This is a genomic window from Pelagibacterium sp. (assembly GCF_048264985.1).
Taxonomy (GTDB): domain Bacteria; phylum Pseudomonadota; class Alphaproteobacteria; order Rhizobiales; family Devosiaceae; genus Pelagibacterium.
Genome location: NZ_JBLXCL010000008.1, coordinates 1 through 13,139, shown reverse-complemented (window position 1 = coordinate 13,139; position 13,139 = coordinate 1). Strand labels below are relative to the sequence as shown.

Genomic DNA, 13,139 nt, shown 5'->3' with positions numbered 1-13,139 from the left:
TATGGTTCGCCAGATCGCCTCACGGCTGTTCTATGCCATTGTGATCCTGCTTGGAGTCATCCTAGTGGTGTCCTCGCTGGTCAAACTGGTCCCCGGTGATCCGGTCGACGTGTTGGCCGCCGGCAACCCGGCAATGACGGTGGCCGACATGGAGGTCCTGCGCGAGCGCATGGGACTGAACAGGTCGGTGCCCGAACAGTTCGTCGCCTATCTCGGGCAGGCCGTGCAAGGTGATCTTGGCACATCGATCCGTCAGGGCGTTCCAGTGATGACACTCATACTGGAACGCCTGCCGGCCACCGTTGAGCTGGCTCTATGGGCGGTGGTCTTGGCAAGCGTGATCGCCATCCCCCTTGGGGTTCTGACAGCCCTAAAACGCGGCACCTGGGTCGACTATGTCGGCACTTTTGTCGCGGTGCTTGGCGTTTCGATGCCCGGCTTCCTGCTCGCGGTTTTGATGATCCTGTGGTTTTCGGTCGAATTGCGCTGGCTACCCGCATCGGGGTATCGCGGCTCGGCTTTGGCGGCATTCGGGCAGGCAATTATCGAACGCGATCCTGCAGTTTTCTGGAATGCCTTCCGCTATTTCATCCTGCCGGCAATTTCATTGGCGTTCGTGATGATCGCCGTCAATGCACGACTGATCCGATCGGCGATGCTCGAAGTCCTGGAGCAAGACTATATCACCTTCGCAGCCGCCAAAGGCGTCCCCGGTTTCGTCATTGTCATCCGCCATGCCCTGCGCAATGCGCTGCTGCCCGTGGTCACCATTGTCGGACTGCAATTGGGCGCACTTCTTTCAGGCACCGTCGTGATCGAAACAGTCTTTGCATGGCCCGGCATCGGTCGGCTGGCTGTCGATGCCATTCATGTCCGCGACTATCCGGTCATCCAGGCCGTCGTGCTGGTCTCGGCCCTTTTGTTCATAGTTATAAATCTTGTCGTTGACGGGCTCTACCGCGTCATCGATCCGAGGGTCCGCGATGACTGATGCAACAATCGCCTCCACCGCAACACCCAACCGAAGCTTCCTCCGCTCGCTCAGGCAAAGTCCAAAAGGCATGAGCGGACTTGTAATGATCGCGCTGATGGTCGGCTGCGCCGTGTTTGCCAACTGGCTGGCGCCCCATGAACATGCGGTGCAAGTGCTCGACTGGCGATTTGCGCCGACTGTCTGGCAAGATGGCGGCTCCACCACAAACCTGCTTGGCGGCGACAATCTTGGCCGCGACGTTCTGAGCCGCACGATCATGGGGGCCCAGGTCTCCATTCAGGTGGCGCTGATCGTTGTTTCGATTGCTCTGGTCGTCGGCACGCTGCTTGGCGCAATCGCCGGCTTTTTCGGCGGGATCGTCGACACGATCATCATGCGGATTGTCGACTTTCAATTGGCGTTCCCTTTCCTGCTGCTCGCCCTGATTTTCATGGCGGTTCTCGGCCCGGGTTTTGCCACTCTGGTCATGGCATTGGCTTTTGCGCTCTGGATCAATTTCGCCCGCGTGGTGCGCAGCGAAACGATGCGAATTCGCAAGCTCGATTTCATCGATGCGGCAACCACAATGGGCGTCACCCGCATGCAGATCATCTTTACCCATGTCCTGCCTAACGTACTGCCGGCCGTCCTGGTTGTCGCAACGCTCGATATCGCCCTAGTCATCATTTCCGAGGCCGCGCTATCGTTCCTCGGCCTTGGCGTTCAACCGCCAACTGCGTCCTGGGGCGTCATGATCTCCGAGGGTCGAGATTTCCTCTACGATCAGCCGTGGATCGTTATAGCGCCGGGTATCGCCGTGCTTATTTCCGCAGTCGGAATCAACCTTTTCGGAGACTTCCTGCGCGATTATTTCGACCCACGCCTGGAAAGGACGCGCGCATGAGCATCCTTTCGGTATCGGGACTGACTGTCGACTACCCCTCCCGCGGCGGCGCTGTTCGGGCCGTCGACGGCGTGAGCTTTACCTTGGCGCCCGGATCGGTTCTTGGCATCGTGGGCGAAAGCGGATCGGGTAAATCCTCCATCGGCATGGCGCTGATGGGACTCACCGCAGCGTCCCATGCCACCATCGGCGGCACCATGACATTCGATGGCACAGATTTGCTGTCCCTCAATCGATCCCAATGGCGGAACCTGCGAGGCGACCGGATCGCCATGGTGTTTCAGGACGCCATGGCAACCCTTAATCCCGTGCTGCGTGTCGGCGACCAGATCGCAGACGTGTTCCGTTACCACCGCCCGAAAATGTCGCGTCGTGAAATTCGCGCTGCAACGCTTTCTCTGCTTGAACGCGTGGGCATCCGCGACGCCGCGCGCCGGATAGACAGTTTCCCCCATCAACTCTCTGGCGGCATGCGGCAGCGCGTCGTCATTGCCGCTGCGATCGCTCTCAAACCTGACCTTTTGATCGCAGACGAGCCGACAACCGCGCTCGACGTCACCGTGCAGGCGCAAATCCTCGAACTTATGGATACCCTGATCCGCGAGCAGAATACGGCAATGGTAATGATCAGCCACGATCTCGATGTCGTTGGCGATGTTTGCGATCAGGTTGTGGTTATGAAGGACGGCGTCATCGTCGAAGCCGGATCTGTCGATGATGTCCTCTCCCGGCCCCAACATTCATACACGCGCCAATTGCTGGACGCGCGGCCGATATTTGGCGCCGGACGGGAGGCTCAGTATGGGTGACATCCTCTTGCGGGCTGACAATCTCCGCCGTGAATTCCGCCTGCCCGGCAAGCTGTTCGAACGCCAGAGACACATGGTAGCGGTCGACGATGTGAGCTTTGTCATCCATCGTGGCGAGTCCTTCGGACTGGTCGGGGAAAGCGGGTCGGGCAAATCAACGATCGGTCGAATTCTCGCCCGGCTGACCAGCCCCACTTCAGGCAACGTTACATTTGAAGGTGATGACTGGCTGGCGCTGTCTGGCAAGACCTTGCGTCAGCGCAGGCGCGACGTTCAGATGATCTTTCAGAGCCCCTACGCCTCGCTCGATCCCCGCTGGCGCGTGCGCGATCTGCTGGCCGAACCGTTGCGCTCATACACCGACCTCAGGGGCGCGGCGCTGTCAAAGCGGGCCGCCGAACTACTCGATCAGGTCGGCCTCAATCCCGAATGGCTGGATCGCTATCCGCATCAATTCTCCGGCGGGCAGCGTCAGCGTATCGCCATTGCGCGCGCACTAGCGTCAAAACCCAAGCTGCTCATCGCCGACGAGCCGGTCTCGGCCCTGGATGTATCGAGCCAGGCCCAGGTTCTCAATCTGCTGCGCAAAATCTGCGCCGAAGAGGGGCTGGCCATGCTGTTCATCTCCCATGACCTTTCGGTGATCGATCATTTGTGCGAGCGAGTTGGCGTTCTCAATCAAGGCAAGCTTGAAGAAATCGGGGAGACAACTGCAATTTTTCACTCCCCCGCCACCGACTACACACGCAAGTTGATTGACGCTGTGCCGGGCAAGAGACGTCGCCAGATGGAGCAAGCCAATGCATGATATCGTTATTCGTTCCGGCCGGGTGATCGATCCCGAGACCGGTCACGACGCCATTTGCGATGTCGCAATCGATGGCGGACGCATCACCAAAGTGGGCGATGTCAGCGCGGCCGGTCACAGCGAAATCGACGCACAGGGACTTGTCGTTGCACCTGGCTTCATCGATCTTCACGCCCATGGGCAGTCATTGCCAGCCGACCGCATGCAGGCGTTCGACGGTGTCACCACTGCACTCGAACTTGAAGTGGGGGCCCTGCCGGTTGGCGATTGGTACACAGCCCAGCAAGCCAAGCCGCGGCTGCTCAACTACGGCACGGCCGCCGCATGGATTTTCGCGCGCAAGGCGGCAATGATCGGGCTGGAACTCGACGGCAGTGAACCCGCAATTACAACAATGGGTCGCGGCAGCGACGATATGCGATGGTCGCGCGATGCAGCGAACCAGGCTCAGGCCGACGACATCGTCGCGTTGACGCGCAAGGGCATTGAAGAAGGCGGGCTCGGTATCGGCATCCCGTACGGCTACGCCCCCGGCGCCGGCGCAAAGGAAATGAGCCTTGTTTGCGACCTTGCCGCACAAACCGATACGCCCACCTATACGCACATCGCGCAGATGTCCAACATCGACCCCAAGAGCTCTATCGAATCGTATGTGCTGCTGATCGGGCTGGCCGGAGCAACCGGCGCGCATATGCACATCTGTCACCTCAACTCGACGAGCCTGCAAGACGTTGAGCGCGCTGCTGCATTGATTGCCACAGCCCAGAAGCAGGGCCTGAAGATAACAACCGAAGCCTATCCCTACGGCACCGGCTCGACGGTCATCAGCGCCGGCTTTTTCGTCGATCCCGATTTCGAAGCGCGAACCGGCACCGGATTCGACGCCATCGAAGTCGTTTCGACCCACAAGCGTATCCAGGATCGCAACGACCTCGAAGCGGTCAAGGCCAAGGATCCCTCAACGCTGGTGCTCTGGCATTTTCTCGACACCGACAGCAACACGCGCCATCAGAACTTGCTCGATGTCTCCGTCATGTACCCAGGCGGCGCGATAGCTTCGGACGCCATGCCCTGGAGCCTGGCAGACGGTTCGCTTTACGATGGCGACGAATGGCCGCTCGGCGCCGACAAAACGGCTCACCCACGGTCCTCGGGCACCTTCACCCGCTTTCTCCGCCAATGGGTGCGCGAACGCGACGCGATACCGCTTGTCGAAGCAATCGGCAAATGCACGCTGACGCCGGCGCAGATCGTTTCGTCCTGCGCGCCTGCTTTTGCGCGCAAGGGTCGACTGCAGCCGGACGCCGACGCCGATATCGTTGTCTTCGACCTTGCCAGTGTGGCCGAACAGGCCACCTTTGCCGAAATGAACAAAGCAGCGATCGGGATGAAACATGTTCTGGTCAACGGCACTCCGGTCATAAGTGCCGGTGAGCTGGTCACAGATGTTGCCCCTGGCCGCCCGATCCGGCGCGGTGACGAATGAGCATTCCGATCCTCGTTGTCACCGGCTTTCTCGGCGCGGGCAAGACCAGCTTCATCAATGGACTTCTCGAAGACAATGACGGCCGCCGCATCGGGGCCATAGTCAATGATTTCGGGGCCATCAACATTGATGCAAGCCTGATCGAAACACGAACCGAAGCAGTCGTCGGGCTTAGCAACGGGTGCGTGTGCTGTTCACTCCAAGGCGATTTGCTGCGCACGATTAAGACCCTGCTCGCTTCTCCTCAGCCAGTCGACCACATAGTGATCGAAGCCAGTGGCGTTGCCGATCCTGCCGGGATCATCGAAGCGATCATGGATCCTGTGCTTGTCGGCAGCATAAGGCTCAACGCCATCCTGGCGCTCGTCGATGCTCAGGATTTGGTCGACAATCCAAAGCGCCGCGACGATCCGCTGTGGCAGGCGCAGGTGGGCGCTGCCGACTTTGTTGCCGTCAATCGCATCGAAGATGAAGCGCGAGACGACCTTCTCGCCCAGATGCGACAGATCACGTCAGCTGCCTTATTCGACCACGATCGTGAGGGGCTTCCCAGCGCGTTGCTGCTCGACAGCGAGATTGGGGGTCATGCACCCGCAAAACGTCTGTCCCGGTTTGCCACCGACCGTTTCGAAACCTTCGAGATCAATGGCTCCAGGCCCATTGCGCTCGAACCGTTCCAGCTTGGCATCCAACGGCTTGCACCCGGCCTGCTCCGCGCCAAGGGCGTGTTGAATTTTTCCCATATGCCATCGTCCAGCATGCTGTTCCAGCTTGTGGGACGGCGCGCAACTCTCGAAACGCTCAACCGACGCGGATCCGAAAGCGCGTTGGTCTTGATCGGCGAGCGCGGCGGTTTCGATCGCGAAGAGGCGCGAAAGTTGCTCTCGCCGCTGTTTCTCCAATAGATAGGACCACCTGATGCGCGTCTTCAGTGCTGTTCTGGCCACAGAAACCAACACATTTTCGCCAATCCCAACTGGGCTGTCGTCTTTTGTCGAAGATGGCACCTACTATCCGGCCGGTCAGCATCCCGACCATATGACACTCTATGGGGGGCAAGTCTGGGCCGCGCGCGAACGCGGTAAGCGTGAGGGCTGGACCCTGTTTGAAGGGCTGACCGCATCGGCACAGCCGGCAGGCAAGACCACCCGTACCGCCTTTGAAACACTACGAGATCAAATCCTTAGCGATCTCGAAGCCGTAATGCCGGTCGACATGGTCTTGCTGGCCTTGCATGGCGCCATGGTGGCTGAAGGCTATGATGACTGCGAGGGCGACATCCTCTGCCGCGTGCGCGACTTGGTGGGGCCCGACGTCGTTGTCGGCGCGCTGATCGATCCCCATTGCCATCTTACCAAGGCGATGATCGATAACGCCGATCTGATCGTGACCTACAAGGAATACCCGCACACCGACATCTACGAGTCCGGCGTTGTCCTTGTCGATCTTTGCGCCCGCATTGCTGCCGGCGAGATCAAACCCTCACCCGCCCTCGTCGATATCGGCATGGTCAGCCTCATCCGCACGACCACGGAGCCGGGCTTATCGCTGATCAACCATGTGCGGGCGCTGGAGCAGGAACCGGGCATTGTGCTGATTTCGCTTGCGCAAGGGTTTCCCTGGGCCGATGTGCCCGACATGGGATCGCGCGTTTTGGTCTACACCGACAATGATCCCGATAAGGCTCAAGATGTGGCGCAGACCCTTGCCGACAAGATCTACGCAATGCGCGAGACGCTCTCTCCTCCGATGCTCACGGTGGCTGAGGCCCTTGCGGCAGCTAACGCCGCGACGCAGAAACCCGTCATTATTGCCGATACCTCCGATAATGCGGGGGGCGGAGCTGCCAACGATTCCACTTTCTTTCTCGCAGCAATGGCCGAAGCGGGATTTGGTAGCGCGGCGATCGGACCTCTGTGGGATCCCATCGCTGCGCGGATGGCCTTTCTGGCTGGCGAGGGCGCCAAACTGGCACTGCGCGTTGGTGGCAAGATAAGCCCGCTATCCGGCGATCCCTTCGACGGAGAGTGGACGGTGCGGGCCCTGCGGCGGAATCATACGATGACGGGCCTGGGCGGGGTGCCTGTCGATATGGGCGATTGTGCACTAATCGAACTCAACGGAATTTGGGTTGTTCTGACCAGCGGACGCGCCCAGGCGATGAATCCCGACCTCTTTACCGGCATGGGACTCGATATTTCCGCCCTGAACATAATCGTCGTCAAATCAACCCAGCACTTCCGCGCCGCCTTTGAACCGATCGCAGGCACCATTCTTTATGCGGCGGCACCGGGTTCGGTGAGCCCAGACCTTTCCAGCCTGCCATACACCAAGATCGCATTGCCCAAATGGCCAATCGATCGATAGGCGGCGAACGCCAATGACCGACATTATCGTATTGGGTGCTGGCATGGTCGGCGTCTCCACTGCCCTTGCACTGCTCGAGCGCGGCCATGACGTCACACTGGTCGATCGCCAGCAGCCGGGGCAAGAAACCAGCTATGGCAATGCCGGGATCATCCAGGCGGAGGCAGTTGAGCCTTATGCTTTCCCACTCGATCCCCGCGCGCTGTTCGCCATCGCAACCGGACGGACAAACGATGTAGCCTACAGGGTCTCGGATTTGCGCCACTGGGCAACACCAGCTTTGCGTTACGCCTGGCACTCTCGCCCGACATCGTATCGAGCCAAAGTCATTCCTCCGTGGTCGGAAATGATCCGTTCGGCAACGCGTGATCACGCAGCCTTGATCGCGGCGGCGGGCGCCGATGACCTGATAACCCGCAGGGGCTTCCGGCAGGGTTACCGATCGGCAAGGGCGTTGGAAAAGGCAGCAAAAGCCGCTGACCGGCTGCGGGCAAGATTTGGTGTTGGCTCGGCACTGATGGATGGCAATACGCTCTCCCAAAGCGAACCCGGACTAAGGCTGGCTATGGCAGGCGCAATACACTGGACCGACGCCTGGACTTGTTCGGATCCCGGTGAGCTTGTGCAGCGCTACGCGGAACTGTTTCGAGCTCGCGGCGGAAGGGTGGCAATCGGCGCTGCCGATGCAATCGAAAAACGCGGATCGGCGTGGTCGTTCCAAAACCAAGAATGCAAACTCTACGCCGACCAGCTCGTTGTCTGCCTCGGGCCCTGGTCTCCAGCGTTCCTGCGCCAGTTCGGGCACAACTTTCCCATGGTCCTCAAGCGCGGCTACCACCAGCATTTTGCAGTTGAGAATGGCCCTCGCCTGCCCTTCATGGATGTTGCAAGCGGCACAGTGATGTCACCGATGCGTCAGGGCCTTCGCGTATTGACAGGTGCCGAACTTGCAGCGCCCGACGCTGCGCCAGGGAACGCTCAGATCGGGCGTTCAGTCGCGGCAGCAAGCGAGCTGTTCGATGTGTCAGAGCCTTTTGAGAGCAAGCCCTGGATCGGCACGCGCCCCTGCATGCCCGATATGCTGCCGGTCATCGGTCGTTCTGACAGGGACAAAAAGCTATGGTTTAACTTCGGTCACGGTCATCAGGGGTTCACACTCGGCCCAACGACAGCGCGCATTTTCGCCGATCAGTTTTCCTGACTGGTACGCCAAACAAAAAAGGCCCCGATACGCGGGGCCTTCTGTTTGAACATCCAAAGAGATCAGAACTCGTCCCAATCATCCTTGAGCGCATTTGCGCCGCTGGTCGGCAGATACCTTGCGGCAGCAGTGGCGCGTGGCTTGGCGACGTCCTCAACCGCGGGCGTGGCGGATCCGCTCACGATAAACCGCGCGACAACCCCCTCAAGTTCGTTGGCCTGGCTTTCGGTCTGCTCGATTGCCGCATTGGTTTCTTCGACAAGCGCAGCGTTATGCTGTGTCATCTCGTCCATCTGCCGGATCGATCCTGAAATCTCACGGATCGAACTGGATTGAGATTTGCTGGCCTCAGCGATTTCCGTAACGATTGTGCGATTTTCGCGAACATCGCCGAGCATAGCTGTCAACGTCCCGGCCACATCGGTAACCAGACGGGAGCCTTCCTTGACTTCATTCGAAGATTGTTCAATCAGCGCTTTGACATCGGACGATGCCGACGCTGCCGACTGCGCAAGCCTGCGCACTTCGACAGCGACGACGGCAAAGCCCTTGCCGGCATCCCCCGCACGCGCAGCCTCGACCGAAGCGTTGAGCGCCAGAAGATTTGTTTGAAACGCTATATCGTCGATCATGCCGATGATGTCGGAGATCTTGTCTGAAGATGTCTTAATGCGTTCCATGGCCTCTCGGGCCTCCTGCATCACCTTACCGCCAAGTTCGGCGCTGTTGGCAACCACTTCCGCCTTGCCGCGGGCCGTCTGGCAGCGGTCGGCGTTTTCCGAGACTGTCGTGGACAGACCGTCGATCGCTGCAGAGGTTTCTTCGATTGCCGCAGCCTGACGGGTCGTGCGCTCGGCCAGATCGTTTGCACCTGAGAGAATTTCCCCAGTCGCCAGTTTCATCGCCTTTGAGCTGGACCGAAGTTGGTTGATGACCTCGGCAAAGCGCTCGAGCGACGTGTTGTAAGCGATACGCAGATCTTCGTAAGCTGGTGGGAACGGCCCATTGATGCGGTAGGCCAGGTTGCCGTCCGCCAGGCGCGAAAGCCCTTTGGCCAACTCCTCCACGACTTGCTGCTGGTCCTGGGCCGCGCGAGCACGATCGGCTTCTGCTTCGGCGCGTTCCTTGTCAGTACGGCTACGCTCGCGATCGGCGTCCTCACGTTGCTGAGCGGTCGTTCGCTCAAGAACCTTGCCGTGCGAAAGTTTGTGCCGGAATATCTCAAGAGCTGCGGCCACCTGGCCGATTTCATCCTTGCGTTTCTGACCGGAAACCTCGTCTTCCAGCTGGCCCTCAGAAAGCCGGCCGACTTCGCCCAAAAGCGAGCCAAGCGGCTTTTGCACAAACACACGGATTGCGGCAAACAAGGCGCCCATAACTGCAAGGAGCATGATCAGCCCGCCCGCGGCAAGGATCAGGGTCTGCTGATTGACGGCATTGGCCACAACGCTTTCGGGAACATCGACGGCAACAGCCCAATTCGCATCCAAGCCCTGAAGCGGGAAGGTGTGTACGATACGATAGACTTCACCGCCATCCTGTCCAACCACGTTGTCGACAACGATCGGCTCTGCCGCCGCAATGGCATTGAGCACGTCCGAAGCGCTGTCGGCTGCATACTCTTGCATGACGGTGTCCGGGTTCGGTGCCGTCAGCCATTTGCCTGCACCCGAGAGCAGATAAACACGCCCAGTGCCGAATGGCCGGGCATCGGCAAGCGCTGCGGCCAGAGTGCCTAGGCCCACATCGACGCCAAGCACGCCACGCAGCTCGCCTTTGACAACGATGGGCTGAGTGACGCTCATCATCAGCATATCGTTAGCCGACGGCTCAACGTAAGGTTCGGTCGCCGCGCCGCTCAGGCTGGTGGCGGAAAGCCTGTAGTATTCTGCGTCATGTTCGGTGCCATCGCCAATAACCAAGTCCAGTCCGTTCTCTCCGCGCGTCCAATACGGAGAGAAAAAGCCGTTTGCGTTCGTCGCGGCGTCCATGTTTTCGACGCGCGGGTACTCGACCCCGTCAAAGCTGCCGGGGGCCTGCACAACCCACGATCCAAAGACCAGATCGAAGTTTTCGACTGCCGCCTTGAGCATCTGGCTGATCGTAGAGCGATCCAGCGCGTTGGTGGTCATCCCGTTCTCAATTGCACCAGCCATTGAGGCCGTTGCCCCGGCAAGATTGTTGACTGCTGAATCGACTGCTGCGCCCATGGCGCGCGCTTCGGCCTGAGCCTGTTCGAGCACCGTTGCCACAGTCCGATCACGCGCCTGCAAAATGACAAACGAGAAGGTTGCGATCAAAAGCAGCGTAATGGCAACTGCGCTGACAGATAGAAGTTTGAAAGCAAGTGACTTTTTCGGACTAATGGACATTATGGACGTCTCAGTTCTTGAGCTGACAGGTTTGTACTGAATACGTCATACGCAATGACCTATTGAGGAAGACTTTACCGCCGCTCGACGGGAACCGCTGCGTCAAAATGCCCTGCATCGCTCGGCCTCATGGCGCCGATACGTCACCCTACATCCAAAGCCCAAGCGCGTCCTAGCGCCCCGTTCTGCCCAGGATTCCGGTATATGTTTGGAGATCGGCATTACCTCCGCTCAGGATGCAGATGACTGTACGGCCGGCAATATCGACCTGATCGGACAGCAATGTCGCCAACGCTACGGCACCGCCCGGTTCGACGACCACCTTGAGTTCTTGGGCCGCTATCCGCATAGCGTGTGCAGTTTGATCGTCGCTGACAACGCCAACGCCGCTCATCGCGTTCGCAAGAACTGAAAATGCCAATACGCCCGGGCTAGGCGTCATTATGGCGTCGCAAATCGAGAAGTCCGTTGCTTCATTGCCAACGCGCTTGCCGGCCTGCAATGAGCGTAACATATCATCATAACCTTCGGGCTCGGCGCCCCAGACCTGCGCTTTAACCGCTCTATGTGCCAGCGCCAGCACTGCGCCCGAGGTCAGCCCTCCGCCCCCGCACGGAGCAATCACCATGTCTGGTATCGCGCCCAATGCTTCGGCCTGTTCGAGGCTTTCGAGGGTCGCCGTTGCTTGCCCGGCGATGACATGTGGATTTTCATAGGGATGAATCATGATCCTGCCCGCATCGAGATAGGGCTGGATCGCGGCGTCCCTGTTCATCAGCCTGCGGCTGTAGGTGATGACTTTGCCCCCGTCGGCTTCAATTCCGCGAACTTTTGAGTGCGGAGAATCGTCGGGCATGGCGATGACTGCATCTATTCCCAGCAGCCGGGCGGCCAGAGAAACTCCCCGCCCGTGATTGCCTGACGAAAACGCGACAACACCCTTTGTTCTATCCTCGGGCGACAGTGTCGACAAACAGTTGAAAGCGCCGCGAAACTTGAACGATCCGGTCCGCTGAAACATCTCGGATTTGAAAAGAATGCGGCCGCCGGTTCTTGCATTGAGGACTTCGGATTCCAGCAAAGGCGTACGCACGACGTTGCCGTTGAGGCGCCCGACTGCACCCTCCAAGTCAATTTCAGCGATGTGCCCCATAGTCGTCTGCATCATTTTCGTCACCGTAAAAAAGTTTCGGCTAACACGCCGCCGATATTACATTATCGGTAAAATTTGAACTTGAATTTCAAGCGGGGTCGACACGACACTCCGCCTAGTGAGCGTTAGATATCTGACTGATAGCCTTGCGGTTTAAGCACGCCCAACGAGAAGCGAGACGACGATGGGCTGGTATGTACAGTTGCGGCAATTGGCCTGAGGGCCGGGAGTTCATGCTACAGCACTGGTGCCCGGAACGATTTTCGAGCGCGTAATGGGCAGGGCGTTTGAATAGAATGGGTGCGCATGCGTTGTTCTCGTGCCGGTGGAGGGCTGATGTGCTGAATGATGTGCGAATTTGCATGATCGAAAAAAGCAGGTGGAAGCCAATCTGCTTCAGCCGCTGTTTCGCCACGGCGCCGAAAGGCTGGCGTTTAAACCCATCGTAGCGGCGGGGGATAATTCGGCGCGCGCTGGAGCGGACATAACGCCGACATAACCCGAACCGTGATTGTAGGCCATGCAATACCGGCTTGGTTGCGACCTTAATAAGGTCAAAGGCCCTACCCCAGCGGCCAACGAAAAATGATGGCCGCCGAATGCTCTGATTGACCAACGCTGCTCTTGGCTTCATCGTCGAAGGCCTATTTGCTCGCAACCGGCGCTATCTCGAAATGCTCGCAGCAGTCACTGGCCAAAGCACCCATCGATCTCGAGCATTTTTTGTGAAATTGCAGCCTCAAGTAGCGGCTCAAGAAATAGCAAACGGCGCTGGCAAAAGCCGAGCGCCGCTTCTGTTTGCGTTTACGCCAGGGCTAAAACTCGTCCCAGTCCGCACTGATTGCCGCATTCCCTTGCGAGAGATATGTGGCCGCTGCTGTTCTAGGCAGCCCCATTTTCGTCTTTGCGCTATCTGGATCAGCTTGCTGGATGGGCGCAGCGCGCTCGTTATCGCCCAATCTAAAGACACTGACGATGCCATCGAGTTGTGAAGCCTGGGCCTCTGTCTGCTCGATTGCCGCATTGGTTTCCTCGACCAGCGCCGCATTGTGCTGGGTCATCTCGT

General features: G+C 59.0%; 10 protein-coding genes and 1 pseudogene. 8 read left to right on the top strand and 3 right to left on the bottom strand.

Annotation, left to right across the window (positions count from 1 at the left end):
- The first annotated feature begins 1 nt into the window (after position 1).
- The 8 genes from ACN0TA_RS15735 to ACN0TA_RS15700 are packed head-to-tail and all read left to right on the top strand — an operon-like array spanning position 2 to position 8,548.
- The gene (locus tag ACN0TA_RS15735; protein WP_417584649.1) at positions 2 to 991 is read left to right on the top strand and encodes an ABC transporter permease; all 990 of its coding nucleotides are present in this window, start codon (positions 2 to 4) and stop codon (positions 989 to 991) included.
- Positions 984 to 1,877, top strand: coding sequence for an ABC transporter permease (locus tag ACN0TA_RS15730; RefSeq protein WP_417584647.1), 894 nt, complete (start codon positions 984 to 986; stop codon positions 1,875 to 1,877). The genes ACN0TA_RS15735 and ACN0TA_RS15730 overlap by 8 nt, the downstream gene beginning before the upstream one ends.
- Positions 1,874 to 2,686, top strand: a complete 813-nt coding sequence (locus tag ACN0TA_RS15725; RefSeq protein WP_417584645.1) for an ABC transporter ATP-binding protein — start codon at positions 1,874 to 1,876, stop codon at positions 2,684 to 2,686. Before ACN0TA_RS15730 ends, ACN0TA_RS15725 begins: the two co-directional genes overlap by 4 nt.
- Positions 2,679 to 3,494: an ATP-binding cassette domain-containing protein gene (locus tag ACN0TA_RS15720; RefSeq protein ID WP_417584643.1), complete on the top strand. Its 816-nt coding sequence runs from the start codon at positions 2,679 to 2,681 to the stop codon at positions 3,492 to 3,494. Before ACN0TA_RS15725 ends, ACN0TA_RS15720 begins: the two co-directional genes overlap by 8 nt.
- A complete protein-coding gene (locus ACN0TA_RS15715) occupies positions 3,487 to 4,980 on the top strand; it encodes an amidohydrolase family protein (RefSeq protein ID WP_417584641.1) in 1,494 nt (497 codons plus the stop codon). The genes ACN0TA_RS15720 and ACN0TA_RS15715 overlap by 8 nt, the downstream gene beginning before the upstream one ends.
- On the top strand, positions 4,977 to 5,885 hold the full coding sequence (locus ACN0TA_RS15710; protein ID WP_417584639.1) for a CobW family GTP-binding protein: 909 nt from the start codon (positions 4,977 to 4,979) through the stop codon (positions 5,883 to 5,885). Before ACN0TA_RS15715 ends, ACN0TA_RS15710 begins: the two co-directional genes overlap by 4 nt.
- A gap of 13 nt (positions 5,886 to 5,898) precedes the next feature.
- On the top strand, positions 5,899 to 7,347 hold the full coding sequence (locus ACN0TA_RS15705; protein WP_417584637.1) for a M81 family metallopeptidase: 1,449 nt from the start codon (positions 5,899 to 5,901) through the stop codon (positions 7,345 to 7,347).
- 13 nt (positions 7,348 to 7,360) lie between these two features.
- Positions 7,361 to 8,548, top strand: a complete 1,188-nt coding sequence (locus ACN0TA_RS15700) for an NAD(P)/FAD-dependent oxidoreductase (protein WP_417584635.1) — start codon at positions 7,361 to 7,363, stop codon at positions 8,546 to 8,548.
- A 62-nt stretch (positions 8,549 to 8,610) separates the two neighbouring features.
- Here the strand turns inward: ACN0TA_RS15700 and ACN0TA_RS15695 are convergent, their stop codons facing one another.
- From ACN0TA_RS15695 to ACN0TA_RS15685, 3 genes and pseudogenes are all read right to left on the bottom strand, one after another.
- The gene (locus ACN0TA_RS15695) at positions 8,611 to 10,920 is read right to left on the bottom strand and encodes a methyl-accepting chemotaxis protein (RefSeq protein WP_417584633.1); all 2,310 of its coding nucleotides are present in this window, start codon (positions 10,918 to 10,920) and stop codon (positions 8,611 to 8,613) included.
- 172 nt (positions 10,921 to 11,092) lie between these two features.
- On the bottom strand, positions 11,093 to 12,088 hold the full coding sequence (locus ACN0TA_RS15690; RefSeq protein WP_417584631.1) for a threonine ammonia-lyase: 996 nt from the start codon (positions 12,086 to 12,088) through the stop codon (positions 11,093 to 11,095).
- Positions 12,089 to 12,888: 800 nt separating this feature from the next.
- Positions 12,889 to 13,139: pseudogene (locus ACN0TA_RS15685) on the bottom strand (methyl-accepting chemotaxis protein); the annotation flags it as partial.